Source organism: Sinomonas cellulolyticus (assembly GCF_014656475.1).
GTDB lineage: Bacteria > Actinomycetota > Actinomycetes > Actinomycetales > Micrococcaceae > Sinomonas > Sinomonas cellulolyticus.
This window is the reverse complement of sequence record NZ_BNCM01000005.1, coordinates 193,651-220,095: the sequence shown is the minus strand read 5'-3', so window position 1 is coordinate 220,095 and position 26,445 is coordinate 193,651. Positions and strand designations below refer to the sequence as shown.

Genomic DNA, 26,445 nt, shown 5'->3' with positions numbered 1-26,445 from the left:
AAGACTGGAATCAGCGGCTGAAGTCCAGCCGACAGAGTCCCAAGGAGACCGCCATGTTCGCCGTCCTCGATGCCACAGCCGCCGCCGACCCGACCGCCCACTGGGCGGGCCCCTGGTTCCCGTGGTTCCTGATCTTCCCGCTGTTCTGGATCCTCGCTCTGGGCCTCTTCTTCTTCATCGGCCGCCGCATCTGGTGGGGGCGCCGCGGTCAGGCGGCCGGCTCCGGGCGCTTCGGCCCGGGCCAGTACCCTGGCCACTTCCCGGCTGGCCCCGCAGCAGCCGAGGAGATCCTCCGCGAGCGCTACGCGCGGGGCGACATCGACGAGGCCGAGTACCGGCAGCGGCTCGAAGTCCTTCGCGGCGCCGAGCCCGGGCCGTACTACCAGGCCTGATCCCGTCTGGTCCCCAGGGGGGTACGCGAACGGCGACGCCGGGCACTCGCCTCGAGTGCCCGGCGTCGCCGGTGTCCAGCCGATGCTGGGGCGGATCAGCCCTGCACCGTCATCTCGCGTTCGGCTGTATTGGGGGCGAACATCGTGGCCCCGCTGGCCTGCTCGGCCTCGTGGTCCGGGCCGAGGGGGATCCCGCGCCGGTCACGGAGCATCAGCACGGCGGCGATGGAGACGAGGACGGCGATCAGCAGGTAGACCGAGATCGAGAGCGTCGAACCGGTGGCCTGCAGGAGCGCCTGGGCGATGGTCGGGGCGAAGGCGCCGCCGAGGATCGCACCGATCGCGTAGGAGATCGACACGCCTGAGAAGCGCACCGAGGCGGGGAAGATCTCCGAGTACCAGGCAGCCTGGGGACCGTAGGTGAGGCCGAGGCCGACCGAGAAGAGGATGAGGCCGGTGTAGAGCCCGGCCACGGTGCCCTGGTTGACGAAGAAGAAGACGACGAAGACCATAACTGCCTGGAGCGCGAACCCGATGAGGTACGTGTTCCGCCGTCCGATGGAGTCCGCCAGGTAGCCGGCGGCGAGCGTCGAGACGAACCACACCGCCGCAGCGACGGTGACGGCGAGCAGGACAGCGGTGGGGTCCATCTTGAGCTTGCCCGTGGCGTAGCCCTGGAGGAAGCCGCCGGTGGTCATGTAGCCGGCCGCGTTGTTCCCCACGAAGACGAGGGCGGCGAGGATCACGAGGTGCCAGTGCTTGCGGAACAGCGCGACGATCGGCACCTTGGTCTGCTGGCCGCGCTCGGCGATCTCGGCGAAGACGGGGCTCTCCTCGACGGAGCGGCGCACGAGGTAGCCGACGACGATGAGCACCACGCTGAGAAGGAACGGCACGCGCCAGCCCCACTCGAGGAAGGCCTTCCCGGGGGAGATGATGCCGGTCATGATCGCCATGACGCCCGAGGCCAGGAGCATGCCCAGCGGCACGCCGAGCTGCGGGAAGGCGCCGGCGCGCCCGCGGCGGTCGGCCGGTGCGTGCTCGACCGCCATGAGGACGGCGCCGCCCCACTCGCCGCCAGCGGAGACGCCCTGAAGGATGCGGAGCAGGAGGAGGAGGATCGGTGCGGCGATGCCGATCTGGGCGAAGGTCGGCAGGACGCCGATGAGGGTCGTCGACGCCCCCATGAGGATGAGCGTGATGACGAGCATCGCGCGGCGGCCGATCACGTCGCCGAAGTGGCCGGCCAGGAAAGCGCCGAGCGGGCGGAACAGGAACGAGATGCCGACGGTGGCGAAGGAGAGGAGCAGTCCGATGTCCTCGCCCGCGGGCCTGAAGAACAGCTGGGCGAACACGAGGCCTGCGCCCGTGGCGTAGATGAAGAAGTCGTACCACTCGATGGTGGTGCCGATGATCGTCGCGAACGCGACCCGCCGCTGCGTCGTGGCGCTGCTGGCGGTGCTGGATGGGGTCATTGCCTGTCCTTGAGCGGGTGCGGGATGGAGCTGTGACTCCTATGGTGAGGTACGCCACTTCCCCATGTAAACGTCAGATATGTGGGAAAATAGTTCGGATCAGCTTAAGAAGGATTCGGTCAGGACGGCACTGCGAGCCCTTCCTGGAGGGAGGTGGTCATGGCAGAGGTGACGCTGCGGCAGCTCGAGCTGTTCTCCGCGCTGCCGGACTTCGAGACGCTCAGTGCGGCGGCCGGGTACCTGCACATCTCCGAATCGGCGCTGTCCCAAGCGATCACGGGCCTCGAGAAGACCGTGGGGGAGCAGCTGTGCGTGCGGCGCAAGGCGAGGGGGCTGACCCTGACGCCGGCGGGGCAGCACTTCGCAGTCCAGGCACGCCGCATCCTTGCGGACACGCGCGAGCTTGTCCTCGATGCACGGCGCGGCGCCGATCTGCGCGGACCGGTGAAGCTAGGCTGCTTTGCGAGCTTCGCCACGAGCGTGGTGCCGGAGCTGCTCGAAGGCTTCCCGCGGAGGCATCCTGGCGTGGACCTCGAGATCACGGTGGGCACGAACGACGATCTGCTGCCCGCTCTCGAGTCGGGGCGCCTCGACGTGGCGATCATGTACGACATGTTCCTGCCGGTTGGGTACCGGAAGCGCGAGATCTATGCGACCGAGCTCGAGGCGCATCTGCACCCCGACCACCCGCTGGCCCGGCGCCGCACCGTGCACCTCGCCGACCTCGCGGACGAGCCGCTCATCCACTACGAGGCCAGCCCGAGCACGCTCAATACCATTCAGGCCTTTGCCGTCCACGGCCTCGAGCCGCGCATCGTCGCGCGCGTCCCGCAGATCATCCTGGTCGAGGCCCTCGTGGGCCGCGGCGTCGGATACGGACTGCTCATGTCCCGACCGAACGTGCTGCCGGTGAGCGTCGAGGGCCGGCCCGTTGCCGTGCGCCGTCTCGATCCGCCCGCAACTCGTGCCCACGTCGTGGGCATCTGGCCGGAGGACATGGCCCTCACGCCCCGCGCCGCCGCCCTCCTGGACTACGCGGTCGAGAAGCTCGGGTGCGAAGGGCCGGGCCCTCAGGCGGGTGCCGAGGCCCGCCCGGCCGCCCGCGGCATGATCTGACGGGATCTGTCATCTCATTGTGAAAGATTCGTTGCCGATCTCGAGGTGCCGTACTAGGGTGAAATCTGTGTCACACTTCGCTTCAGCACCTGCCGGGGGGACAGCCGTGAATGAGGCAGCTCGCCGCACCGTCATCTCGGCGCAGGACCTCGTGAAGGCCTACGGGGACTTCCATGCAGTGGACGGGATCAGCTTCGACGTCCCGGCGGGGGAGTCCTTCGGCCTCCTGGGACCCAACGGTGCCGGCAAGTCCACCACCATGCGGATGATCGGCGGGGTCACCCAGCGCACCTCGGGCAGGCTGCAGATCATGGGCCTGGATCCCGAGAAGCAGGGCCCGGAGGTCCGGGCACACCTCGGCGTCGTGCCGCAGCAGGACAACCTCGACGAAGAACTGCGCGTGCGGGACAACCTCATCGTCTACGGGCGGTACTTCGGCCTCCCCATGGCCTACCTCCAGCAGCGCGCCGACGAACTCCTGGCCTTCGCCCAGCTCGAGGAGAAGGCCGGGGCGAAGGTCGACTCGCTTTCCGGCGGCATGAAGCGGCGTCTCACCATTGCCCGTTCCCTGGTCAACGAGCCCAAGATCCTGCTCCTCGACGAGCCCACCACCGGCCTCGACCCCCAGGCACGCCACGTCCTCTGGGACCGCCTGTTCCGTCTGAAGGAGCAGGGCGTCACGCTCGTCCTCACCACCCACTACATGGACGAGGCCGAGCAGCTGTGCGACCGGCTCATCGTGGTGGACAAGGGCCGCATCATGGCCGAGGGGTCGCCCGCCGCGCTCATCCGCGAGCACTCGAGCCGGGAAGTGCTCGAGGTGCGGTTCGGGGCGGAGCGGAACGCCGCCGTCGTGGGCCAGCTCCACGGGGTCGGCGAGCGGATCGAGGCCCTGCCCGACCGCGTCCTCGTGTATGCGGAGAACGGCGATGACGCGCTCGAGCAGATCCGCTCCCGGGGCCTTCACCCGATCACCTCGCTCGTGCGCCGTGCCTCCCTTGAGGACGTCTTCCTCCGTCTGACGGGGCGGTCCCTCGTTGACTGACGCCGCACAGACTGCCCGGCCGGACCGGCTCGCGGCACACACGCCCGAGGTCTCCGCGGCCAAGGCGCGCCGCTGGGGGTCCTTCTACTTCGCCGAGCACATGCTTCGGTCCATGCGCGCCTACCTGCTCACGATCGTCGTCACGAGCGTGGGCAACCCGCTCCTGTACCTCTTCTCCATGGGCGTGGGCCTCGCCTCCATCGTGGACCGGAGCTCCGGCGGGGCCGCGGCAGCGTTCGGTGGGGTGGGCTACCTCGCCTTCGCCGCGCCCGCCCTGCTCATCTCGAGCGCCGTCATGACCAGCGCGAACGAGATGATGTTCCCGGTCATGGACGGCTTCAAATGGCGGCGCATCTACTACGGCCCCCACGTGACCCCGCTCGTGCCCGGCCAGCTCGCGGCCGGCCACATCATGGCCGTGGGCGCGAGGCTCTTTGTGCAGAGCCTCGTGTTCTTCCTCATCATGCTCGCGTTCGGCGCCGCCCCGGGCCCGTGGTCGTGGGCGCTCGTACCGCTCGGAATCCTGACCGGAATGGCGTTCGGCGCCCCGCTCATGGCCTACTCGGCGCACATCGAGAAGGAGAACTTCCAGTTCTCCATGATCCAGAGGTTCATCGTCATGCCGCTGTTCCTCTTCTCCGGGACGTTCTATCCGCTGGAGACCATGCCTGCGGGCATGCAGTGGATCGGCTGGATCTCCCCGATCTGGCACGGCAACCAGCTCGGCCGCGCCGTCTCCTACGGGCTGGCGGAGCCCGGGTGGCTCATTGCCCTGCACGTGCTCTACCTCGTGGCCCTCGGGGCCGCAGGGATCTGGTGGGCGCGCCGGAACTACGCGAAGAGGATGGGCGCGTGAGCGTGCTCACCGACGACGACTACGCCATCCGGCCCAGCGCTCGGCCGCTCGGTGCCCTCTACGCCGGCAACGCACGCTCCGTGATCGAGCGCGGATTCCGGGTCATCAAGAGCCAGAACTGGATCATCCTCGTCTCCGGGTTCTTCGAGCCGGTCTTCTACCTCCTCTCGATGGGAATCGGCCTCGGAGGGCTCGTCGGCGCCGTGGAGGGCCCGGGCGGCACCCACATCTCCTATGCGGCCTACATCGCTCCCGCCCTGCTCGCGGTGTCCGCGATGAACGGCGCGATCTATGACTCGACGTGGAACGTGTTCTTCAAGATGCACTTCGGCAAGCTCTACCAGGGGATGCTGTACACGTCCCTCGGCCCCCTGGACATCGCCATCGGGGAGATCTTCATGGCGCTCTTCCGAGGGTTCCTGTACGCGCTCGGGTTCACCGGGGTCATGGCCGTCATGGGCCTCATCACCACGCCGTGGGCTCTCCTGCTCGTGCCGGCCTCTGTGATGGTCGCGTTCGGGTTCGCCTCCTTCGGGATGGCCATCACGAGCTACATGAAGACGTTCCAGCAGATGGACATGATCACGTTCTTCATGCTGCCCATGTTCCTGTTCTCCGCGACCTTCTACCCGCTCTCCGTGTACCCCGAGCCCGTGCAGTGGGTGGTGCAGGCGTTCCCGCTGTGGCACGGGGTGGAGCTCATGCGGCAGATCAGCATCGGGGTGTTCACTCCAGCCACCGGCGTGCACCTGCTGTACTACGCGGTGATGATCCTCGTCGGCGTCTCCTTCACGACCCGTCGCCTCAGGGCCCTCTTCCTCCGCTGACGCCCTTTGGCGGCGGGCGGTGGCCTCCTCCCAGTCTGGGAGAATGGACACCATGCAGAGTCTCGGCCACCAGAACTCGTCCCAGCCCGACGCCGTCCCCCACCCCCGCCGCGGCGGGATCAGGATCGGCGCGCTCGGCCTCTCGGTCCTCGTGCTCGCGTTCCTCGTGGCAGTCATCTTCGCCGCGAACCGGAACGAGGTGATCGGCTGGATCGTGGCCATCATCTCCTTCGGCTGGCTTGTCTTCGCGCTGTTCGTCTTCGTCACCGTGCGCAGCGCCGGCCGCAAGGCGCAAGAGCGGTTCGAGCGTGCTGCGGAAAGGCTGGGCGGCCGGGCGCCGTCGGTGGCCGGCACCGCGAGCGAGGCACGATCCGTGGACGACGTCCGCGAACTCAAGCTGGACCACTCGTTCAAGATCATCCAGGTCCAGGAGCGCGTGGTCCGGGACAACCTCGGCAAGGACGACGAGCAGGTCGCGCGGGCGCTCGAGACCATCCAGATCACGGCCGCCAATGCCCGCGAGATGCTGCGTCCCGACAGCCAGGCACCGGTCGCCGGGACGGTCATCGACGAGGGGTAGAGTGGCTAGGTGACTTCCCCCGAAGCGGCCCCCAAGGGCGGTGCCCTGCGCATCGCCACGGTCAACGTCAACGGCCTCCGCGCCGCGTGGCGCAAGGGCATGGCGGAGTGGCTCAAGTCCCGCGACCTCGACATCCTCTGCCTGCAGGAGGTCCGCGCCCCCGACCCCGTCGTCCACGAGTACTTCGACGGGTGGCACGTGCTGCACGCCGAGGCGGATGCGAAGGGCCGCGCCGGCGTCGCGATCGTCTCACGCGACGCACCGACCGAGACGCGGATCGGGATCGGCGACGACTACTTTGCCACGGCCGGCCGCTGGGTGGAGGCGGACTACGCGCTCGACGGCGGCCGGCAGCTCACGGTGGTGAGCGCCTATGTGCACTCCGGAGAAGCGGGGACGCCCAAGCAGGAGGACAAGTACCGCTTCCTCGACGTCATGCTCAAGCGGCTCCCGGAGCTCGCCGAGGCCTCGGACCACGCCCTCGTGGTCGGCGACCTGAACGTGGGCCACACCCCGCTGGACATCCGCAACTGGAAGGCGAACCAGAAGCGGGCCGGATTCCTCCCCGAGGAGCGCGCCTACTTCGACCGGTTCTTCGGCACCGAGATCGGCTGGAAGGACGTGCACCGCGAACTCTCGGGTCAGGTCGACGGCCCCTATACCTGGTGGTCGCAGCGCGGCAAGGCATTCGACAACGACGCCGGATGGCGCATCGACTACCACCTTGCCACGCCCGGGCTAGCCGCGAGCGCCAGTGGCGCCGTGGTGGACCGGGCCGCCTCGTGGGACACCCGATGGTCCGACCATGCACCTCTCGTCATCGACTACCAGATCTAGTCCCGGAAAGCATCCCATGACCTCTACCACCCCGGCCCGCCAGCGTCTCCTCTCGGGCATGCAGCCCTCGGGCGACTCCCTCCACCTCGGCAACTATCTCGGCGCCCTCGTGAACTGGGTCCGGCTGCAGGACGAGTACGAGTGCTTCTACTTCATCCCGGACCTCCACGCGATCACGGTCCCCCAGGATCCGGCGGAGCTGCGGCACCGGACGCGGATGACGGCGGCGCAGTACCTCGCGGGCGGGATCGACCTTTCGAAGTCCACCCTGTTCGTGCAGTCCCACGTGCCCGAGCATGCCCAGCTGGCATGGGTCCTCATGTGCCTCACCTCGTTCGGCGAGGCGTCCCGCATGACTCAGTTCAAGGACAAGTCCGCGCGTCACGGCCACGACTCGGCGAGCGCGGGCCTGTTCACCTATCCCATGCTCATGGCCGCGGACATCCTCCTGTACAAGCCGTATGGCGTCCCGGTCGGCGAGGACCAGCGGCAGCATCTCGAACTCGCGAGGGATCTCGCGCACCGCTTCAACACTCGCTTCGGCGACACGTTCCCGGTTCCCGAGCCGCTCATCCCGCGGACGTCCGCGAAGATCTATGACCTCCAGAACCCGACGGCGAAGATGTCCAAGTCCGCCGAGTCGCCCAACGGGCTCATCAACCTCCTCGACGATCCGAAGGTCACGGCGAAGCGCATCAAGTCGGCCGTCACGGACACGGAGACGGAGATCCGCTTCGATCGGGAGAACAAGCCCGGTGTGTCGAACCTCCTCAGCATCCTCTCGACGGTGACCGGCCGGAGCATCCCCGAGCTGGAGGCGGCCTACGAGGGCAAGATGTACGGCCACCTCAAGGTCGACGTCGCCGAGGCCGTCGTCGATACGCTGGCGCCGATCAAGGCGCGCGCCGAGGAACTGCTGGCCGACACCGCCGAGCTGGACCGGCTCCTCGCACAGGGCGCGGCAAAGGCGCGGGAGATCGCCTCCCAGACGCTCGCAGAGGTCTACGAGCGCGTGGGCTTCCTGCCCGCGCTTGCCCCGGCGGCAGCAACGCTCGCCTGAGGCCATGCCGCTCCGCGACCACGGACCCTTCCAGCGCCGGCCCGGGGCGTCCCCGGGCAGCCCGCTCGTCGGCGTGATCCTCAGCTTCCCCGAAGCGGTAGCCGTAGAGCTCCGGGCCTGGCGCACCTCGTTCGGAGATCCGATGGCGGAGACCATCCCCGCGCATATCACCCTGGTCACGACGACCGAGACGGACGACTGGGACGCCACCGCCCGGCACGTGCGCGAGGTCGCTGCGGCGACAGCCCCCTTCAGGGTGAGCCTCCGTGGCACCGGAACGTTCCGCCCTGTCTCCCCCGTGGTCTTCGTCAACGTGGCGGAGGGCTTCGACGAGTGCGTCCGCCTCCACCGCCGCCTCCAACGCGGCCCGCTCGAACGGGCGCTCCCGTTCCCCTACCACCCCCACGTCACGGTCGCCCACGACCTCCCGCCTGAGCAGCTGGACGCCGCGCAGGAAGCCCTCGCCTCCTACAGGCAGTCCTTCACCGTGGCTAGCATGGGCCTGTACGAGCACGATGCCGACGGGTTCTGGCAGCTGAGAGAAGAGCTTGACTTTGGCGCACGACGGGAAGCACCCCGCGCGGGGGAGCAGCAGCAGGACCGATGAGAAGGAGCCCCTGCCCACCGAACGGGGCAAGCTCAAGCTCGCCGTACTCCATCAGCGCCAGGCCGTCGGCCGTGCCCGACGCGAGGGCAGCCTCCCCCGGGTAGCGCTCGCCGTGGCCATGTGGCTCGTGGCCCGGCTCAAGGCGTTCCGCCCCATGCGGGCCTGGACGCACTACAGCCTGCAGCACGGGCCGCTGATGAGTGCCGGGATCGGCTTCAACATGTTCTTCTCGATCTTCAGCCTGCTCGCGACCGGCTTCTCGGTTGCGGCCCTCGTGCTCGCTGGGAACCCGGCCCTGATCGACCAGGTGGTCCACAGCGTGGCGAAGGCCGCACCCGGACTGCTCAAGGTCGACGGCGGCGACGGGGTAGTCGACCCGAAGAGCCTGCTGAATCCGACGGGACTGAGCGTGACCGCGATCATCTCGATCCTCGTGGCCGTGTTCTCGTCGCTGGGCTGGATCACGAGCCTGCGGGACGGGCTCCGAGGGGTCGTGCAGCTGCCCCCTCTCAAGGTCAATCCCGTGCTGCTGAAGGTCCGCGACATCGGCACACTCCTGCTCCTCGGCGTGCTCCTCATCGCGACGTCCGGCGTGAGCATCATCTTCACGGCCGCGGTCGGCTACCTCGCAGGCCTCGTGGGGATCGACGGCGCGTTCGTCGCGCCGGTCGGCTGGCTCATCGGCCTGCTCGTTCCGCTGCTGCTCAACGTGCTGACAGCGTTCGTGCTGTTCCGGCTTGCCGGGGGCCTGCGGCTCGGCCGGCGTGCGCTGCTGGAGGGCGTGCTGCTCGCGGGAATCGGCACGTCGGTCCTCCAGGCGTTCAGCACCCAGCTGCTGGCCCGTGCCGGCGCCAACCCGCTCCTCGCGTCGTTCGCGATCATCATCGGCCTGCTCATCTGGTTCAACCTTGTGAGCCAGGTCTACCTCGTGTCCGCCTCGTGGAGCGCCATCCGGGAGGCGGATATCACGGCCGCGGCCCCGCGTCGGGTGGAGTCCTTCGGGTCCGCCCGCCCCCATGTGAGGCCCTCGGCCGCACTCGTCCGCGGCATTGGCGGGCGCTCCCAGCCGCCCGCCCGAGCCCTCGTAGCCCCTGCGGACGACGGCGCTCGGGCGGCGGGGGAGGGGCGCCGTCGTGCGTCTGGTCCGCTCGCGTGGCTCGGGGCGCTGCGTCCGCGTCGGGGCGACGCCCGCGCCCAACGCTGACAGGGTCCGCGAGAGGGCCGGAGCCCATACGACTCCGATGACGCACGGGAAGCGGAAGGGGCGCCGCTCACAGTGAGCGGCGCCCCTTTGCTGTGCGAAGGCAGCGATCAGACCTTGCGGGTCAGGATCGCCTGCTTGACCTCGGCAATGGCCTTGGTGACCTGGATGCCGCGCGGGCACGCCTCGGTGCAGTTGAAGGTGGTGCGGCAGCGCCACACGCCTTCCTTGTCGTTGAGGATCTCCAGACGCAGGTCGCCGGCGTCGTCGCGCGAGTCGAAGATGAAGCGGTGCGCATTGACGATCGCGGCCGGGCCGAAGTACTGCCCGTCCGTCCAGAACACGGGGCAGGACGACGTGCACGCGGCGCACAGGATGCACTTGGTGGTGTCGTCGAACCGCGCCCGGTCCTCGGGGGACTGGATGCGCTCCTTGGTGGGCTCGTGGCCCTTGGAGATCAGGAACGGCATGATCTCGCGGTACGACTGGAAGAACGGCTCCATGTCCACGATGAGGTCCTTCTCGACCGGAAGGGCCTTGATGGGCTCAACCGTGATCGGCTTGGACGTGTCGAGGTCCTTCAGGAGGGTCTTGCACGCGAGGCGGTTGCGGCCGTTGATGCGCATGGCGTCCGAGCCGCACACGCCGTGCGCACACGAGCGGCGGAAGGACAGCGAGCCGTCGATCTCCCACTTGACCTTGTGCAGGGCGTCGAGCACGCGGTCCGTGCCGTACATGGTCAGCTTGAACTCGTCCCAGCGGTGCTCGTCCGAGACCTCGGGGTCATACCGGCGCACCCGGAGCGTGACGTCGAACGTGGGGATCTCGCCCCCGCCGCCCACGCTCGCGGGCAGCTCGACCTTCGAAGCGGGCTCTACAGTTGACATCAGTACTTACGCTCCATCGGCTCGTAACGGGTGAAGACCACGGGCTTCGTGCCGAACCGGAGGCCCTTGATGCCCTCGGTCTCCGAGGAGGGATCCTTGTAGAGCATCGTGTGCTTCATCCAGTTGGCATCGTCGCGGTCGGGGAAGTCCTCGCGGTAGTGGCCGCCCCGGGACTCCTTGCGGTGGAGTGCAGCGACCGTCATGACCTCGGCGAGGTCCAGGAGGAAGCCGAGCTCGACGGCCTCGAGGAGATCGAGGTTGAAGCGCTTGCCCTTGTCCTGGATGCCGATGTTCTGGTACCGAAGGCGGAGCGCCGAGATGTCCGAGAGAGCCTTGGCGATCGAATCCCGGGTGCGGAACACCTGCATGTTCGCGTCCATCGTCTCCTGGAGGTCGGAGCGGATCGAGGCGATCCGCTCCGTGCCGGAGGCGTTGCGGACGGAGTCGAGCATGGCAACCGTCTCGGCGGCGGGGTTCTCCGGAAGCTCGACGAAGTCGGCCGTCTTGGCGTACTCGGCAGCGTTGATGCCCGAGCGCTTGCCGAACACGTTGATGTCCAGGAGCGAGTTGGTGCCGAGGCGGTTGGAGCCGTGCACGGACACGCACGCGACCTCGCCCGCGGCGTAGAGCCCCGGGATGACCGTGTCGTTGTCCTGGAGGACCTCGCCCTTGATGTTCGTGGGCACGCCGCCCATGACGTAGTGGCACGTGGGGAAGACCGGGACGGGCTCCGTGTAGGGCTCGACGCCGAGGTACGTGCGGGCGAACTCCGTGATGTCCGGGAGCTTGGCGTCGATGTGGGCCGGCTCGAGGTGCGTCAGGTCGAGCAGGACGTAGTCCTTGTTCGGGCCGCAGCCGCGTCCCTCGCGCACCTCGTTGGCCATCGAACGGGCCACGATGTCGCGCGGGGCGAGGTCCTTGATGGTCGGCGCGTAGCGCTCCATGAAGCGCTCGCCCTCGGAGTTGCGCAGGATCGCGCCCTCGCCGCGGGCTGCCTCCGAGAGGAGGATGCCGAGGCCTGCCAGTCCGGTCGGGTGGAACTGGATGAACTCCATGTCCTCGAGCGGGATGCCGCGGCGGAACGCAATGCCCATCCCGTCGCCCGTGAGGGTGTGCGCGTTCGAGGTCGTCTTGAAGACCTTGCCCGCGCCGCCCGTGGCGAAGACCACCGACTTGGCCTGGAACACGTGCAGCTCGCCCGAGGCGAGGTCGTAGCTCACGACGCCGGCCACGCGCTTCTGCTTGTACGCGGAGCCGTCCTCGCGGGTCGCGTCCTCCTCGACGACGAGCAGGTCGAGCACGTAGTACTCGTTGTAGAACTCGACGTTGTGCTTGACGCAGTTCTGGTAGAGCGTCTGGAGGATCATGTGGCCGGTGCGGTCCGCGGCGTAGCAGGCCCGGCGGACGGGAGCCTTGCCGTGGTCACGCGTGTGGCCGCCGAAGCGGCGCTGGTCGATCCGGCCCTCAGGGGTGCGGTTGAACGGCAGGCCCATCTTCTCGAGGTCGAGGACCGCGTCGATGGCCTCCTTGGCCATGACCTCCGCGGCGTCCTGGTCGACGAGGTAGTCGCCGCCCTTGACCGTGTCGAAGGTGTGCCACTCCCAGTTGTCCTCCTCGACGTTGGCGAGGGCCGCGCACATGCCGCCCTGGGCGGCTCCCGTGTGCGAGCGGGTCGGGTACAGCTTGGTCAGCACCGCGGTACGGGCCCGCTGGCCCGACTCGATCGCTGCGCGCATGCCGGCGCCACCGGCGCCGACGATCACCACATCGTATTTGTGGACCTGCATGCTTGGATGCTCTTTTCTCTTGCGGTCGTGAAGCTGCTCAGGCGGCGGGGCAGAAGTCGGGCAGGCCGGTCGTGACTCCCTGCGGGCACGGATCGAACGTGAAGATCACGAGCGTGCCCAGGATGACGATGACGATGGCCGCCGCGAAGAGGACCATCTTGAGCCAGAAGCGGACTGCGTCGCGCTCGGCGTAGTCGTTGATGATCGTCCGGACGCCGTTGGTGCCGTGCAGCATCGCGAGCCAGAGCATGGCGAGGTCCCAGAACTGCCAGAACGGGCTGGCCCACTTGCCGGCCACGAAGCCGAAGTCGATGCCGTGGACGCCCTTGCCCACGAGGAGGTTCACCGTGAGGTGGCCGAAGATCAGGACGACCAGGACGATGCCGGACAGGCGCATGAAGAGCCACGCCGCCATCTCGAAGGAGCCCTTGGGGCCGCCCGAGCGCTTGTAGCTCGGATCGATACGGCCGGTCACGGTCGTGCTGCGCGGTTCGCGGATTTCAGGTGCGGTGGTCATGTCATGCCCCCAGCGCGAGTGAGAGGTGGCGGATGGCGAAGCCTACGAAGGCGATGACCCAGATGACGACGACGGTCCAGAGCATCTGCTTCTGGTACTTCGGCCCGTTCTTCCAGAAGTCCACGAGGATCACGCGAAGGCCGTTGAAGGCGTGGAAGAGGATGGCGGCGACGAGGCCGGTCTCACCCAGGGCCATGAGCGGGTTCTTGTATTCGCCGATGACGGCCGTGTACACCTCGGGGGACACACGCACCAATGAGGTGTCCAAGACGTGCACCAACAAGAAGAAGAAGATCACGACGCCGGTGATCCGGTGGATGACCCATGACCACATGCCTTCATGGCCGCGGTATAGGGTGCCAGCTGGTTTTGTCGGCACTGAATAAACCTCCCTGCGGGCACCGGTGCCCGCATGGGGCCCATGCGGTGGGGGCAACCGGTGCGGAGTGGCCCTGCCGTGCTGCAGGGCGCGCTCACTAATCGAGCTCCAGACTAAATCTAGACTTCGCCCGCGGGTTACTCAATTCGCGTCAGGCGCCCATTTCCCCAACGTGTCGATTCTCACACGCCGCGCTCCTGGCGCTCTCGCGGGCGGCCGAACGGGTCAGCAGCCCGACGCCTTCCACTACAGTGGGGGGCAATGACTGACAATGCAACCCCCGTCCGGGACGCCTCCGCCACCGATCCTCTCAGCAGGTTCGTCGCGGTGATCCCTGCGGGCGGCGTGGGGACCCGGCTGTGGCCGCTCTCGCGTGCCGCCGCTCCGAAGTTCCTCCACGACCTGACCGGATCGGGCAGCACGCTGATCCGCGCCACATATGACCGGCTCACCCCGCTGGCCGGCAAGCGCTTCCTCGTGGTGACCGGTGACGCGCACCGGGCGGCTGTGTGCCGGCAGATTCCGGAGCTCGCCTCCGGCGACCTGGTCCTCGAGAGCGAGCCGAAGGACTCGGGTGCGGCCATCGGCCTCGCGGCCGCGATCCTTTCCCAGCGCGACCCGGAGACGATCATGGGCTCGTTCGCCGCGGACCACGTCATCTCCCCGGACAGCGTCTTCCAGGCGGCGGTCCGGGAGGCCATCCGCACCGCGGCCGCCGGTCCCCGTGGAAAGATCGTCACCATCGGCATCCAGCCGACCCACCCGTCCACGGGGTTCGGCTACATCCGCGGCGGGGCACCGCTTGCAGTCGACGGCGCGCCGAGCGCGCGCTCCGTCCTCGAGTTCGTCGAGAAGCCCAGCCGAGATGTCGCGGAGAAGTACCTCGCGACGGGCGAGTACCTGTGGAACGCGGGCATGTTCGTGGCGCCCGTCGCCCTCATGCTCGAGCACCTCAAGGCGAACCAGCCCGAGCTGTATGCGGGGCTCATGGAGATCGCCGAGGCCTGGGACACGCCCTCGCGGGACGACGTGGTCGCCCGGGTGTGGCCGACCCTGCCCAAGATCGCGATCGACTACGCCGTCGCCGAGCCGGCCGCCGCCGCCGGGGACGTCGCCGTCGTGCCTGGTGCGTTCCTGTGGGATGACGTCGGTGACTTCGCCGCGCTCGGGCGCCTCAACAGCGCCCGGGAGGCCGAGGGCGTCACCGTCATGGGCGAGGGCGCCCGCGTCTTCACGGAGGATGCGAGCGGGATCGTCGTCTCGGACACGAAGCGGGTCATAGCGCTCATCGGCATCGAGGATGTCGTGATCGTGGACACGCCGGACGCCCTCCTGGTCACCACCACCGAGCACGCCCAGAAGGTCAAGAACGCGGTGGCGAGGCTCAAGGCGAGCGGCGACGTCGACGTCCTGTGACGTCGGCCGGACGGTCCCCAGAGAGCCCGGCGCTCGTGACGCTAAAGTGAACGGGTGCGAAACTACACGACGGAGACTGAACCCACACCGCTCGTGGGGCCCCGGCTCGAAGCCTTCCTGCCAGAGCTGATTGCGTTCCGCAGGGACCTTCACTCGCACCCGGAGCTCTCGTTCCACGAGTACCGCACCACGGACCGCATCGTCGCCCGCCTCGAGGCCGCCGGGCTTCAGCCCAAGCGCCTCGAGGGCACCGGGGTCGTTGTCGACATCGGGTCCGGTCCTATCGCTACCGCGATCCGCGGGGACATCGATGCCCTCCCGATCATGGAGGAGACCAACCTCCCGTTTGCTTCGCGCAATCACGGCGTGACGCACGCCTGCGGCCACGATGTCCACACCACCGTGGCGCTCGGCGTCGCCCTCATGCTCGCCGAGATGGACCGGGAGAGGCCGCTCGGCGCGACCGTCCGGGTCCTGTTCCAGCCTGCCGAGGAGACCATGCCCGGGGGCGCGCTGTACTGCATCGAGCAGGGCGTTCTGTCCGGCGTCCCGCGCATCATGGCGCTGCACTGCGACCCCCGCATCGACGTCGGCCGGATCGGCACGCGCATCGGACCGATCACCTCGGCCTCGGACACGATCAAGATCTCACTCACCGGGCGCGGCGGCCACACGTCGCGCCCGCACCTGACCGAGGACCTCGTGTTCGCGCTCGCGCAGATCGCGATCAACGTCCCGGCCGTCCTCTCGCGCCGCGTCGACGTCCGCAGCGGGGTCTCGATGGTGTGGGGACAGATCTCGGCCGGCTCGGCCCCGAACGCCATCCCGGCCTCCGGGTCGATGTCCGGAACCATGCGCTGCCTGGACCGGGAAGCCTGGCACAGCGCGGGTGAGCTCCTCGACGAGGTGGTCCAGCAGGTCGCGGCCCCCTACGGGGTCGATGTGGCGCTCGAGCACACGCGAGGCGTTCCTCCTGTGGTCAACTCCGAGCACGAGACTGCCCTCCTGGAGGCGGCGGCCCGCGCCGAACTGGGGGAGGACGCGGTGGTGCTCACGCCGCAGTCGATGGGCGGGGAGGACTTCGCCTGGTTCCTCGCCGAGGTCCCGGGCTCGATGTTCCGGCTCGGCACCCACACGCCAGGCGGCGAAGAGTACGACCTGCACCGGGGCGACCTCGTCGTGGACGAGGGGGCGATCGGCTACGGCGTCCAGGTGCTCGCCGCCGCTGCGCTGAGGAGCATCCGGGATCTCTGAGCGCACCCCTCGTGAAGTCGGTGCAGCACCTCAGGTAACGAATCGCCAACGATTCCAACCGCTCGTGCGCGGTGCCTTTGTGAAGGACTCGCTTCCGACTAGCGTTGTGCGCTGTACCACATGCCTGGATGTCACCTGCGGCGCCGGCAGCTGAGGATTCCCGCCCCTTGGAGGACCACGTGATCACCTTCCGCCCCCGTCTGCCGAAGGCCGGACTGGCCGGCCTCGCCCTCGCCAGCGCGGCAGCCTTGGCCCTCTCCGGCTGCGGCTCCGCGCCCCCCACGACCGGATCGTCCGGCGGCTCCTCCGCGCAGGCCTCCGACTACCTCGGGTGCATGGTCTCCGACTCGGGGGGCTTCGATGACAAGTCGTTCAACCAGTCCGGCTACGAAGGCCTGCAGAAGGCCGTCAAGGACCTCGGGATCCAGGAGAAGCACGTCCAGTCCAAGGCGGACACGGACTACGACCCCAACCTCCGCTCCATGGTGCAGGCCGGCTGCAAGCTGACGGTCACGGTCGGCTTCCTCCTCGGCGACGCCACGAAGGCGATTGCCACGGCCAACCCCAACAGCCACTTCGCGATCATCGACTACAACGACCCGGCGTTCCCCAAGAACGTCAAGCCGATCGTGTACGACACGGCGCAGGCCGCGTTCCTCGCCGGCTACCTCGCCGCCGGCACCAGCAAGACGGGCAAGGTGGCCACCTTCGGAGGCCTCAACATCCCCACGGTGACGATCTTCATGGACGGGTTCGCCGACGGCGTGAAGTACTACAACCAGAAGAAGGGCAAGTCCGTCCAGGTCCTCGGCTGGGACAAGGACAAGCAGGACGGCACGTTCGTGGGCGACTTCAAGTCGATCGACAAGGGCAAGGTCCTCACCCAGGGCTTCCTCCAGCAGGGTGCGGACGTCATCCTGCCCGTGGCGGGCCCGGTGGGCTCGGGTGCCGGCTCGGCCGTGCTCGACGCGAAGAAGGCCGGGACCGACGCCAAGCTCATCTGGGTCGACTCGGACGGCTACCTCACGGCGCCCGACTACAAGTCCGTGCTCCTGACGTCCGTCCAGAAGAAGATGACCGACGCCGTCGAGGCGGTCATCAAGGACGACAAAGACGGCAAGTTCGATCCCGCCCCCTACGTTGGCACCCTGGCCAACGGCGGCGTGGCCCTCGCCCCGTTCCACGACCTCGACTCGGCAGTCCCCGCCGAGATGAAGAGCGAGCTGGACTCGCTGCAGAAGGACATCGTCTCCGGGGCCGTCAAGGTCGAGTCGAAGTCCAGCCCGGTCACGAAGTAGTCGCTCTCGATCGACGCGCCAGCGCCGCCCGCCCTTCCACGGGACCGGGCGGCGCTCGCGCTCGAAGGGATGGTTCCCGCAGTGAAACTCGAACTCCGCGGCATCACGAAGCGCTTCGGCACGTTCGCCGCCAACGACCACATCGACCTCACCGTCGAGGACTCCCAGGTCCACGCACTCCTCGGCGAGAACGGGGCCGGGAAGTCCACCCTGATGAACGTCCTGTACGGCCTCTACGAGCCGACGGAGGGCCAGATCCTCGTGGACGGCACGCCGGTTGCCTTTCGGGGTCCGGGCGATGCGATGGCCGCCGGCATCGGGATGGTGCACCAGCACTTCATGCTCGTCCCGGTCTTCACCGTCGCCGAGAACGTGGCCCTGGGCGCCGAGCCGACCAAGGCCGGCGGCTTCCTCGACCTCGACACGACGCGGAAGCGGATCCGCGAGATCTCCGCGCGCTACGGCTTCGACGTCGATCCCGACGCCCTCGTGGAGGACCTCCCGGTCGGCGTCCAGCAGCGGGTGGAGATCATCAAGGCCCTGGTCCGCGAGGCGAGGGTCCTCATCCTGGACGAGCCCACGGCCGTCCTCACCCCGCAGGAGACGGACGAGCTCCTCGCGATCATCGCCGAGCTCAAGTCCTCCGGCACGTCGATCATCTTCATCTCGCACAAGCTGCGCGAGGTGAAGGCCGTTGCGGACGTGATCACCGTCATCAGGCGCGGACGAGTGGTAGGCGATGCGCCGCCGTCGGCCGCTTCCGCTGAGCTCGCTGCGATGATGGTGGGCCGCCCCGTCAGCCTCACCCTCGACAAGGCGCCCGCCCAGCCCAAGGACATCACGTTCGTGGTCACGGACCTCACCGTGGTCGCGCCCACGGGGCAGCGGGTCGTGGACGGGGTGACGTTCAGCATTGCGCAAGGCGAGATCCTCTCCGTCGCGGGTGTGCAGGGCAACGGCCAGACCGAGCTGACCGAGGCGGTCCTCGGCCTCCAGAAGCACGCCACGGGTTCCGTGACCCTCGACGGCGAAGAGCTCCTGGGGCGCTCGGTCAAGCACGTGCTCGAGGCCGGCGTCGGGTTCGTCCCCGAAGACCGCTCCCATGACGGGCTCGTCGGCTCGTTCAGCGTGGCCGAGAATCTCGTGCTCGACCTCTACGACCGCGCGCCGTTCGCGCGGGGCCTCGCCATGAGCCCCGGCCGGGTCGCCGCGCAGGCCAAGGAGAAGATCGACGAGTTCGACATCCGCACACAGTCGGCGGACGAGCTCGCGTCCTCGCTCTCCGGCGGCAACCAGCAGAAGGTCGTCATGGCGCGCGAGCTCTCCCGCCCGCTGCGCCTGTTCATCGCCTCGCAGCCGACCCGCGGCGTCGATGTGGGCTCGATCGAGTTCCTGCACCGGCGCATCCTCGCCGAGCGCGACCACGGGACGCCGGTCATGATCGTCTCGACAGAGCTCGACGAGATCATGGAGCTCTCGGACCGGATCGCGGTGCTGTACCGGGGAAGGCTCATGGGGATCGTCGACGGGGACACCCCGCGCGATGTGCTCGGCCTGATGATGGCCGGCATGGGCGCGGAGGAAGCGCGGGCCGCCGCAGCCCAGACGCCCGAGAAGACAGGAGAGGACCATGTCTGAGACCACCTCCGCCCCGAGTGGGTCCCGCGACTCCGTCCTCCGCCGGATCGCGACGGGCGCGCCGATGGTCTCCCTCCTCTCGGTGGTCCTGGCCATCGTGATCGGCGGCATTCTCATGGCGGTCACGAACCCTAAGGTCGCGACCGCGGCGGGCTACTTCTTCGCACGGCCGTCGGACACGATCACCGAGGTGTTCCGCCCCTATGCTGCCTTGGTCCAGGGCTCGGTCTTCAACTGGCAGGGAGCCGACCTCGCCGCGAAGCTCTACCCCCTCGCGGAGACGCTCACCGTCTCGACGCCCCTGATCCTCGCGGGACTCGGGGTGGCAATCGCCTTCCGTGCTGGCCTGTTCAACATCGGCGCGCAGGGGCAGCTGATCTTCGGCGCCCTGTTCGGCGCCTATGTCGGGTTCACGTGGCACCTGCCGTTCGGCCTGCACCTCGCGCTTGTCATCGTTGCCGGGATCGTCGGGGGAGCCCTGTGGGGCGGCCTCGTCGGTCTCCTCAAGGCCCGCACCGGCGCCCACGAGGTCATCGTGACCATCATGTTCAACTACATCGCGAGCTTTCTCCTGCTGTACCTGCTGACCCAGCCGGCGTTCCAGCGCAAGGGCTCCACCAACCCGATCTCCCCCTTCCTCGACCAGACGGCGCTCTTCCCCGAGCTCCTCGGGCCCCAGTTCCGCCTGCACGCCGGGTTCATCCTCGCCATCCTCGTCACCTGGGGAGTCTGGTGGATCCTGTCCCGCTCCACGGTCGGGTTCGAGTTCCGGGCCGTCGGGGCGAACCCGTTCGCGGCGCGCACGGCAGGGATCAACGTGAACCGTGCGACCATCCTCGTGATGGCCCTCGCCGGGGCGCTCTCAGGCCTGGCCGGAATCGCCCAGGTCTCCGGCACGGAGAAGTACCTCTCCGGGGGCGTCGCGGCGTCAATCGGCTTCGATGCCATCACCGTTGCGCTCCTCGGGCGTTCGACGCCGTGGGGCACCTTCTTCGCGGGCCTCCTCTTCGGAGCCTTCCGCGCAGGAGGCGTCTCCATGCAGGCGGTGACCCAGACCCCGATCGACATCGTGCTGGTCATCCAGTCCCTCATCGTCCTCTTCATTGCCGCCCCGCCTCTCGTGCGGGCCGTGTTCGGGCTCAATCCCCGCAAGAAGAAGCAGTCGGACCTCGGGCCCCCCAACCCGACTCCGGCCACACCTGCGCAGAGCGGAGCCGCATCATGAGCACCATCGCCGCACCGGCTGCGCCCCAGAGCCTCGGCGGTGCCCAGACCGCGCCCGTGTCGCTGAAGTCCGCGATCGGGTTCAGCCTCCTCGCCATCGCGGGCACGGTCCTCTTCGGGTTCCTCTCCGGTACCAAGAGCGCCTCGTTCGGACTCGTGGATACGGGCCGGGAAGCCTCGGCGCTCGCGGCGTGGCTCGCGTTCGCCGTCGCCCTCGCTGCCGCGGCGTGGTTCGCGGCCCTGTGGGTGCGAGACCGCCGCTCGGGGCACGCACCCGCCCGCTGGGTCCGGGCCGCCCTCGCCGCCGCGGTCGTGGTGTTCTTGCTCTCGGTCCTGGGTGTCGCGGGCGTCACCGTCGTCACCCTCAGCGCACCCCTCGTGGGCTGGACGGCATCCGTGGTGATGCTCGCCATCGCCGCCTACTCCGTATGGCTGACCGTCGCCAGGCGCAGGACGCCGGGGTGGGCCGGAGCGCTCTTCGCGGCCGCGTTCGTGGTGGCCTTCCTCGTGTGGATCGTCGCGGGCGGCCGCGACGCCACTCCCTACATCTCCCTCGCGGGTCTGCTGGCAGGGGCCGTGACGCTTGCCGTGCCGCTCGTGTTCGGGTCCCTCTCGGGCGTCCTGTGCGAGCGCAGCGGCATCGTGAACATCGCCATCGAGGGCCAGCTGCTCATGGGCGCGTTCAGCGCCGCCGTCGGGGCGACCGTTGCCCACAACGTGTACGTGGGGCTCGTGTCCGCGGCGGTTGCCGGTGCGCTCGTCTCGCTCGTGCTCGCCCTCGTGAGCATCAAGTACCTCGTCAACCAGATCATCGTGGGCGTGGTGCTGAATGTCCTGGTGGTCGGACTGACGAACTTCCTGTTCTCGACCCTCCTCACGGAGAATCCCGAGGGCCTCAACAAGCCTCCGCACCTGGGCAGCATCGAGATCCCCATCCTCGCGGACGTGCCGGTGATCGGCCCCATCCTGTTCCGCCAGTCCCTCGTGGGCTACCTGATGTACGTTGCGGTGATCGTGGTCTACGTGGGCCTGTTCCATACGCGGTGGGGCCTGCGGGTCCGTGCGGTCGGCGAGCACCCGCAGGCAGCAGACACGCTCGGGGTGAACGTCAACCGCACCCGGTTCTGGAACACGATCCTGGGCGGGGCGGTAGCGGGCATCGGCGGCTCGTTCTTCACTCTCGTGGCCGTGGACGCCTTCAGCAAGGAGATGTCGGCGGGGCGCGGCTACATCGCCCTGGCAGCCCTCATCTTCGGCAGGTGGAACCCGATCGGTGCCTTCCTCGCCTCGCTCCTCTTCGGCTTCGCCGACAACCTGCAGAGCATCATCACCATCATCGGTTCACCGGTTCCGAGCCAGTTCATGGCGATGCTGCCCTACGTCGTGACGGTCTTCGCCGTGGCCGGCCTTGTGGGCCGGTCGAGGCCGCCGGCCATGGAGGGCATCCCCTATGTCAAGCAGTGACGTGGACTGGGACGTGCTCAGGGCAGCCGCGACGGACGCGATGCAGCGCGCCTACGCCCCGTACTCGCGCTTCCCGGTGGGAGCGGCCGCCCTCGTCGATGACGGCCGGATCATCACCGGGTGCAACGTCGAGAACGCCTCCTACGGGCTCACCCTGTGTGCCGAGTGCACCCTCGTCGGCCAGCTCCAGCTGGGCGGCGGTGGCCGGATCGTGGCCTTCGCCTGCGTGGACGGCGAGGGGAACGCGCTGATGCCGTGCGGCCGGTGCCGGCAGCTGCTCTACGAGTTCCGCGCGCCCGGCATGCTGCTGGCGACCGTGAGCGGTGTCCGCACGATGGACGAGGTCCTCCCCGACGCCTTCGGTCCCCAGAACCTGCCCGCCTGAACCCCAGCCCCTACGCAGAAGGATGCTCCATGAGCGCAGAGACCGCACCCGCCGAGGCCTTCGACGCCGTGGACGTGATCCGCGCCAAGCGGGATCGGCACGAGCTGACCGATCCGCAGATCGACTGGGTGATCGACGCCTACACGCGAGGCGCCGTCGCCGACGAGCAGATGTCCGCCCTCGCCATGGCGATCCTCCTCAACGGCATGACGCACCGCGAGACGGCGCGTTGGACGACGGCGATGATCGCCTCGGGCGAGCGGCTCGACTTCTCGTCCCTGCGCAGCTCGTCCGGTGGCCCCCGCCCCACGGCGGACAAGCACTCCACGGGTGGAGTCGGGGACAAGATCACCCTTCCGCTCGCCCCGCTCGTGGCGGTCTTCGGCGTGGCCGTCCCGCAGCTCTCTGGCCGGGGCCTCGGGCACACAGGGGGCACCCTGGACAAGCTCGAGTCCATCCCCGGCTGGCGCGCGTCGCTCACCAACGCGGAGATGATGGCACAGCTGAACGACGTCGGGGCGGTCGTGTGCGCGGCCGGCGCAGGTCTCGCCCCCGCGGACAAGAAGCTGTACGCCCTGCGTGACGTGACAGGGACCGTGGAGGCGATCCCGCTCATCGCGTCCTCGATCATGAGCAAGAAGATCGCCGAAGGCACGGGCGCCCTGGTCCTGGACGTCAAGGTGGGGTCGGGCGCCTTCATGAAGGACGAGGAGAGCGCACGGGAACTCGCCCAGACGATGGTGGCGCTCGGGCAGGACGCAGGCGTGCACACCGTGGCCCTCCTGACCGACATGGGCACGCCTCTGGGCCTCACGGCCGGCAATGCGATCGAGGTCGAGGAGTCCCTCGAGGTGCTCGCCGGCGGCGGCCCGGAGGACGTCGTCGGGCTCACGGTCCGCCTCGCCGAGGAGATGCTTGAAGGCGCAGGAGTACAGGGTGATCCTGCCGCAGCCCTCAGGGACGGCCGCGCCATGGACGTCTGGCGCCATATGATCGCCGCCCAGGGCGGCGACCCCGACGCGCCGCTGCCCGTGGCGAAGGAGTCGGACACGGTGTACGCGCCGGCTGACGGCGTCCTCGTGGGTCTGGACGCACTCTCGGTGGGCGTCGCGGCCTGGCGGCTCGGGGCCGGGCGCGCCCGCAAGGAGGACGCGGTCCAGGCGGGCGCGGGGGTCCGGCTCCATGCGAAGCCCGGGGCCGTGGTCCGGGCCGGGGAACCGCTCATGACCCTGCTGACGGACACCCCGGAGCGGTTCAGCCGGGCCCGCGAGGCCCTCGAGGGCGCTGTGACGATCGCCCCCGAAGGGTCGCGCCCCGCCCAGCGCCTCATCCTCGACCGCATCGCCTGAGCCGGGAGCCGCCGGCGCCGCCGTCGGCCGCTGGGGGAGCCGCCCTCGGCTGCCGGGAGGGGTCCCCCGCGGCGGCCACGGCGGATGGTCGCGGGGGGCCGGGCATGGGACACTGGATGTGGTCCATTAGTCCGAGGAGCACCGCCCCATGTCGCTTGAGGTCATCAACGAAGCGATTCTGCACGCCGCGGGGCAGTGGTGGATCTACCCGGTGCTGCTGGTCTTCTTCTTCGTCGACGGCTTCGCAATGATCGCGCCGAGCGAGACACTCATCGTCGCGCTTGCGGCCTACTGGCGGCACTCCGGTGAGCCCAATCTGTGGATCCTCGCCGCGACTGCCCTGATCGGCGCGATGGCGGGCGACAACATGGCCTACTTCCTCGGGCGCCGGATCGGCACGGACCGCTGGAAGTGGATGCGCCGCCCCAGAGTCCAGAAGGTCTTCACCTGGGCCCGGCACGAACTCGACAAGCGCGGCGCCGTCCTGATCTTCACCGCCCGCTACATCCCCTGGGGACGCGTCGCCGTCAACTACGTCTCCGGCAGCACGGGCTTCCAGCACCGCCGGTTCTTCTGGCTCGACGCCTTCGCGTGCCTGACCTGGGTGGGCTACTCGCTCGGGATCGGCCTCCTCGCGAGCTCGTTCCCCTGGCTGCACCACAACCCGCTCCTGAGCGTGGGGGTCGCCGTCGGGTTCGCACTCGTGCTCGGGTTCCTGCTGGATCACGCCATCAGCCTCTTCCACCGGTGGCGTGACACGGTGGACGCCACGAAGGCGGCGGAGGCCGCAGCGGCGGAGCACGAGCGCGAGCTGCGCCTGCGCCCGCACGAGCCCGCCGACGACTACGCCCCCCGTGAGCGCACCGCGGACCTCGCCCCCGGGAAGCCCTCGACCCGCGCCGAGTGAGCCGGGCTAGAGTGGTCCCGTGACTGAGCCGAACATCGACGCCGCCCCGGACCTTGCCTTCGACCTGCGCGCCCTGCCGAAGGTGTCCCTCCACGACCACCTCGACGGTGGCCTCCGCCCCGCCACGATCATCGAGCTCGCCGCAGAGATCGGCCACGAGCTTCCCTCCACAGATCCGGTGGCCCTCGGCCAGTGGTTCCGTGACGCCGCGGACTCCGGCTCCCTCCCGCGCTACCTCGAGACCTTCGACCACACCATCGCCGTGATGCAGACCGCGCCCGCACTGCGCCGGATCGCCCGCGAGTTCGTCGAGGACCTCGCGGACGACGGCGTGGTGTACGGCGAGGTGCGCTGGGCGCCCGAGCAGCACCTCACCGCAGGCCTCACGCTGGACGAGGCAGTCGAGGCCGTCCAGGCCGGCCTCGAGGACGGCATGGCGGCGGTCGAGGACTCGGGGCGCGTGATCGCCGTCGGCCAGCTCGTCACCGCGATGCGCCACGCGGACAACTCCCAGGAGATCGCCGAACTCGCCGTGCGCCACCGCGACAGGGGCGCCGTGGGCTTCGACATCGCCGGCGCCGAGGACGGCTTCCCCCCGTCCCGCTTCGCCGAGGCGTTCACCTACCTCGCCCGGAACAACTTCCCCGCCACGGTGCACGCCGGCGAGGCCGCGGGACTGGACAGCATCCAGTCCGCGCTCGTGGACGGGCGCGCGGTGCGGCTGGGCCACGGAGTGCGGATCGCGGAGGACATCACGGTCGAGTCCACCGACGAGGTCGACGAGGACGGCGTGCCGATCCTCGACGTGACCCTCGGGCCTCTCGCCGCGTGGGTCCGCGACCGCGGCATCCCGCTCGAGCTGTGCCCGTCGTCGAACCTGCAGACCGGCGCGATCGCGAAGTGGGGCGAGGACATCCTCGACCACCCGTTCGACATGCTCTACGAGCTCGGCTTCAACGTCACCGTCAACACCGACAACCGCCTCATGAGCGGCGTGACCCTCACGGACGAGTTCGAGCTGCTGGTCGAGGCCTTCGACTACGACCTCGACGACCTCCTCGAGCTGACCCTCAACGCCGCAGAGGCCGCATTCCTGCCCCTCGAGGACCGAGAGGACCTGGTCGAGTACATCAACGAGGCCTACGCGAACCTCGCCGAGTGAGCGAGGCCGTGGGGTGCAGCGTGAGCCACGGGCCTTCGCGCGGCGGGCGCGTGAGGTGAGCCCCGCCGTCGACCGCCTTGTGGAAGTGGTGCGCCTCCTCCGCGAGCACTGCCTCTGGACGGCCGAGCTCACCCATGCCTCCCTCGTGACGTACCTGATCGAGGAGTCGTACGAGCTCGTCGAGGCGATCGAGGACGGTGCGCCCGAGGAATCGCTCAAGGGCGAGCTCGCGGATGTCCTGCTGCAGGTGGTGCTGCACGCCGAGATCGCGCGCGAGCGCGGCGCGTTCGACCTCGACGCGGTCGCCGAGGCGCTCACCGAGAAGATGGTGCGCCGCAACCGCCACGTGTTCACGCCCGACGGCGGCCTGCAGCCGAGCTTCCCCGCGACCGTGGCGGAGATCATCGCCTCGTGGGACGCGGCCAAGCGCGAGGAGAAGCTCGCGGAGGGCGCGGGCGCAGAGCACGACGGCGCCAGCCCCCCGCGGCTTGTGGGGCCCGACGCGCTCGAGGGGCTGCCCCGGCACCTGCCGGCCCTTGCGCTCGCGCAGAAGGCACTCGGACGGGCCGAGAGGCGGCTTGCCCTGGACGGGATTCCGTCGGGGGAGGGGGCTGCCCCGACCCGCGGGGAGGCCGCCGCGTCCCGCTTCGCGACGGAGGAGGAGCTCGGCGCGTTCCTCCTCGGCGTCGTCCGCGGGGCGCGGGCCCACGGACTGGACGCGGAGCGGGCGCTGCGCGGCGCCGTCGGCCGCCTCTAGCGTCTGGCGCCGGTGGCGCATCATC

General features: G+C 69.1%; 26 protein-coding genes. 21 read left to right on the top strand and 5 right to left on the bottom strand.

The features are described 5' to 3' along the window. The first annotated feature begins 53 nt into the window (after window positions 1-53). Window positions 54-392 (top strand): SHOCT domain-containing protein, encoded by a 339-nt coding sequence (locus tag IE231_RS08435; RefSeq protein ID WP_189693493.1) that lies wholly within the window; start codon window positions 54-56, stop codon window positions 390-392. A gap of 95 nt (window positions 393-487) precedes the next feature. Here the strand turns inward: IE231_RS08435 and IE231_RS08430 are convergent, their stop codons facing one another. Continuing rightward, window positions 488-1,867: an MFS transporter gene (locus tag IE231_RS08430; RefSeq protein ID WP_189693492.1), complete on the bottom strand. Its 1,380-nt coding sequence runs from the start codon at window positions 1,865-1,867 to the stop codon at window positions 488-490. 159 nt (window positions 1,868-2,026) lie between these two features. Here IE231_RS08430 and IE231_RS08425 point away from each other — a divergent pair, with 159 nt between their 5' ends. From IE231_RS08425 to IE231_RS08390, 9 genes are all read left to right on the top strand, one after another. Continuing rightward, window positions 2,027-2,983 (top strand): LysR substrate-binding domain-containing protein, encoded by a 957-nt coding sequence (locus IE231_RS08425; protein ID WP_189693491.1) that lies wholly within the window; start codon window positions 2,027-2,029, stop codon window positions 2,981-2,983. A gap of 106 nt (window positions 2,984-3,089) precedes the next feature. After that, window positions 3,090-4,028: an ABC transporter ATP-binding protein gene (locus IE231_RS08420; protein WP_189693490.1), complete on the top strand. Its 939-nt coding sequence runs from the start codon at window positions 3,090-3,092 to the stop codon at window positions 4,026-4,028. Beyond that, a complete protein-coding gene (locus IE231_RS18230) occupies window positions 4,021-4,884 on the top strand; it encodes an ABC transporter permease (RefSeq protein WP_229866592.1) in 864 nt (287 codons plus the stop codon). Before IE231_RS08420 ends, IE231_RS18230 begins: the two co-directional genes overlap by 8 nt. Continuing rightward, the gene (locus tag IE231_RS18225) at window positions 4,881-5,711 is read left to right on the top strand and encodes an ABC transporter permease (protein WP_229866591.1); all 831 of its coding nucleotides are present in this window, start codon (window positions 4,881-4,883) and stop codon (window positions 5,709-5,711) included. The genes IE231_RS18230 and IE231_RS18225 overlap by 4 nt, the downstream gene beginning before the upstream one ends. Before the next feature lie 43 nt (window positions 5,712-5,754). Further along, window positions 5,755-6,291, top strand: coding sequence for a hypothetical protein (locus IE231_RS08410; RefSeq protein WP_306341561.1), 537 nt, complete (start codon window positions 5,755-5,757; stop codon window positions 6,289-6,291). 9 nt (window positions 6,292-6,300) lie between these two features. Further along, window positions 6,301-7,128 carry an exodeoxyribonuclease III gene (locus IE231_RS08405; RefSeq protein ID WP_189693488.1) on the top strand — a complete coding sequence of 276 codons (828 nt, stop codon included), beginning with the start codon at window positions 6,301-6,303 and terminating at the stop codon, window positions 7,126-7,128. A 16-nt stretch (window positions 7,129-7,144) separates the two neighbouring features. Further along, window positions 7,145-8,188, top strand: coding sequence for a tryptophan--tRNA ligase (gene trpS, locus IE231_RS08400; RefSeq protein WP_189693487.1), 1,044 nt, complete (start codon window positions 7,145-7,147; stop codon window positions 8,186-8,188). A gap of 4 nt (window positions 8,189-8,192) precedes the next feature. Beyond that, window positions 8,193-8,795 carry a 2'-5' RNA ligase family protein gene (locus IE231_RS08395; protein WP_189693486.1) on the top strand — a complete coding sequence of 201 codons (603 nt, stop codon included), beginning with the start codon at window positions 8,193-8,195 and terminating at the stop codon, window positions 8,793-8,795. Next, window positions 8,737-9,999, top strand: coding sequence for a YihY/virulence factor BrkB family protein (locus IE231_RS08390; RefSeq protein ID WP_229866590.1), 1,263 nt, complete (start codon window positions 8,737-8,739; stop codon window positions 9,997-9,999). Before IE231_RS08395 ends, IE231_RS08390 begins: the two co-directional genes overlap by 59 nt. Before the next feature lie 107 nt (window positions 10,000-10,106). Here the strand turns inward: IE231_RS08390 and IE231_RS08385 are convergent, their stop codons facing one another. From IE231_RS08385 to sdhC, 4 genes are read right to left on the bottom strand one after another with little or no spacing between them, the layout of a single operon-like run. Next, window positions 10,107-10,883, bottom strand: a complete 777-nt coding sequence (locus IE231_RS08385; RefSeq protein WP_189693485.1) for a succinate dehydrogenase iron-sulfur subunit — start codon at window positions 10,881-10,883, stop codon at window positions 10,107-10,109. Then, window positions 10,883-12,670, bottom strand: a complete 1,788-nt coding sequence (sdhA, locus tag IE231_RS08380) for a succinate dehydrogenase flavoprotein subunit (protein ID WP_189693484.1) — start codon at window positions 12,668-12,670, stop codon at window positions 10,883-10,885. The genes IE231_RS08385 and sdhA overlap by 1 nt, the downstream gene beginning before the upstream one ends. 37 nt (window positions 12,671-12,707) lie before the next feature. Further along, complete coding sequence (locus IE231_RS08375; RefSeq protein ID WP_189693483.1) at window positions 12,708-13,187, bottom strand: succinate dehydrogenase hydrophobic membrane anchor subunit; 480 nt, start codon at window positions 13,185-13,187, stop codon at window positions 12,708-12,710. Window position 13,188: 1 nt separating this feature from the next. Further along, on the bottom strand, window positions 13,189-13,566 hold the full coding sequence (gene sdhC, locus IE231_RS08370) for a succinate dehydrogenase, cytochrome b556 subunit (RefSeq protein WP_189693482.1): 378 nt from the start codon (window positions 13,564-13,566) through the stop codon (window positions 13,189-13,191). A 261-nt stretch (window positions 13,567-13,827) separates the two neighbouring features. Here sdhC and IE231_RS08365 point away from each other — a divergent pair, with 261 nt between their 5' ends. From IE231_RS08365 to IE231_RS08315, 11 genes are all read left to right on the top strand, one after another. Next, window positions 13,828-14,982 carry a mannose-1-phosphate guanylyltransferase gene (locus IE231_RS08365; protein ID WP_189693481.1) on the top strand — a complete coding sequence of 385 codons (1,155 nt, stop codon included), beginning with the start codon at window positions 13,828-13,830 and terminating at the stop codon, window positions 14,980-14,982. 54 nt (window positions 14,983-15,036) lie between these two features. Then, a complete protein-coding gene (locus IE231_RS08360; protein ID WP_189693480.1) occupies window positions 15,037-16,236 on the top strand; it encodes an amidohydrolase in 1,200 nt (399 codons plus the stop codon). A gap of 179 nt (window positions 16,237-16,415) precedes the next feature. Further along, window positions 16,416-17,534, top strand: coding sequence for a BMP family lipoprotein (locus tag IE231_RS08355; protein WP_229866588.1), 1,119 nt, complete (start codon window positions 16,416-16,418; stop codon window positions 17,532-17,534). 81 nt (window positions 17,535-17,615) lie between these two features. Further along, window positions 17,616-19,172: an ABC transporter ATP-binding protein gene (locus IE231_RS08350; RefSeq protein ID WP_189693478.1), complete on the top strand. Its 1,557-nt coding sequence runs from the start codon at window positions 17,616-17,618 to the stop codon at window positions 19,170-19,172. Beyond that, window positions 19,165-20,397 (top strand): ABC transporter permease, encoded by a 1,233-nt coding sequence (locus tag IE231_RS08345; RefSeq protein WP_189693477.1) that lies wholly within the window; start codon window positions 19,165-19,167, stop codon window positions 20,395-20,397. Before IE231_RS08350 ends, IE231_RS08345 begins: the two co-directional genes overlap by 8 nt. Then, on the top strand, window positions 20,394-21,860 hold the full coding sequence (locus tag IE231_RS08340; protein WP_189693476.1) for an ABC transporter permease: 1,467 nt from the start codon (window positions 20,394-20,396) through the stop codon (window positions 21,858-21,860). Before IE231_RS08345 ends, IE231_RS08340 begins: the two co-directional genes overlap by 4 nt. Then, entirely contained in the window at window positions 21,847-22,245 is a 399-nt protein-coding gene (locus IE231_RS08335; protein WP_189693475.1) for a cytidine deaminase, read from the top strand. The genes IE231_RS08340 and IE231_RS08335 overlap by 14 nt, the downstream gene beginning before the upstream one ends. Window positions 22,246-22,274: 29 nt before the next feature. After that, window positions 22,275-23,594, top strand: a complete 1,320-nt coding sequence (locus IE231_RS08330; protein ID WP_189693474.1) for a thymidine phosphorylase — start codon at window positions 22,275-22,277, stop codon at window positions 23,592-23,594. Between the two features lie 148 nt (window positions 23,595-23,742). Beyond that, window positions 23,743-24,501 carry a DedA family protein gene (locus tag IE231_RS08325; RefSeq protein WP_189693473.1) on the top strand — a complete coding sequence of 253 codons (759 nt, stop codon included), beginning with the start codon at window positions 23,743-23,745 and terminating at the stop codon, window positions 24,499-24,501. A 19-nt stretch (window positions 24,502-24,520) separates the two neighbouring features. Beyond that, window positions 24,521-25,663 carry an adenosine deaminase gene (locus tag IE231_RS08320; RefSeq protein ID WP_189693472.1) on the top strand — a complete coding sequence of 381 codons (1,143 nt, stop codon included), beginning with the start codon at window positions 24,521-24,523 and terminating at the stop codon, window positions 25,661-25,663. Between the two features lie 55 nt (window positions 25,664-25,718). Beyond that, window positions 25,719-26,420, top strand: coding sequence for a MazG nucleotide pyrophosphohydrolase domain-containing protein (locus IE231_RS08315; RefSeq protein WP_189693471.1), 702 nt, complete (start codon window positions 25,719-25,721; stop codon window positions 26,418-26,420). Window positions 26,421-26,445 lie beyond the last annotated feature (25 nt).

Excerpts from the sequence above, each read along its gene's own strand:
- IE231_RS08435 (WP_189693493.1), top strand. The coding sequence starts at position 54 with ATGTTCGCCGTCCTCGATGCCACAGCCGCCGCCGACCCGACCGCCCAC.
- IE231_RS08430 (WP_189693492.1), bottom strand. The coding sequence starts at position 1,867 with ATGACCCCATCCAGCACCGCCAGCAGCGCCACGACGCAGCGGCGGGTC.
- IE231_RS08425 (WP_189693491.1), top strand. The coding sequence starts at position 2,027 with ATGGCAGAGGTGACGCTGCGGCAGCTCGAGCTGTTCTCCGCGCTGCCG.
- IE231_RS08410 (WP_306341561.1), top strand. The coding sequence starts at position 5,755 with ATGGACACCATGCAGAGTCTCGGCCACCAGAACTCGTCCCAGCCCGAC.
- trpS (WP_189693487.1), top strand. The coding sequence starts at position 7,145 with ATGACCTCTACCACCCCGGCCCGCCAGCGTCTCCTCTCGGGCATGCAG.
- IE231_RS08395 (WP_189693486.1), top strand. The coding sequence starts at position 8,193 with ATGCCGCTCCGCGACCACGGACCCTTCCAGCGCCGGCCCGGGGCGTCC.
- IE231_RS08385 (WP_189693485.1), bottom strand. The coding sequence starts at position 10,883 with ATGTCAACTGTAGAGCCCGCTTCGAAGGTCGAGCTGCCCGCGAGCGTG.
- sdhA (WP_189693484.1), bottom strand. The coding sequence starts at position 12,670 with ATGCAGGTCCACAAATACGATGTGGTGATCGTCGGCGCCGGTGGCGCC.
- IE231_RS08375 (WP_189693483.1), bottom strand. The coding sequence starts at position 13,187 with ATGACCACCGCACCTGAAATCCGCGAACCGCGCAGCACGACCGTGACC.
- IE231_RS08365 (WP_189693481.1), top strand. The coding sequence starts at position 13,828 with ATGACTGACAATGCAACCCCCGTCCGGGACGCCTCCGCCACCGATCCT.
- IE231_RS08345 (WP_189693477.1), top strand. The coding sequence starts at position 19,165 with ATGTCTGAGACCACCTCCGCCCCGAGTGGGTCCCGCGACTCCGTCCTC.
- IE231_RS08340 (WP_189693476.1), top strand. The coding sequence starts at position 20,394 with ATGAGCACCATCGCCGCACCGGCTGCGCCCCAGAGCCTCGGCGGTGCC.
- IE231_RS08335 (WP_189693475.1), top strand. The coding sequence starts at position 21,847 with ATGTCAAGCAGTGACGTGGACTGGGACGTGCTCAGGGCAGCCGCGACG.
- IE231_RS08330 (WP_189693474.1), top strand. The coding sequence starts at position 22,275 with ATGAGCGCAGAGACCGCACCCGCCGAGGCCTTCGACGCCGTGGACGTG.
- IE231_RS08325 (WP_189693473.1), top strand. The coding sequence starts at position 23,743 with ATGTCGCTTGAGGTCATCAACGAAGCGATTCTGCACGCCGCGGGGCAG.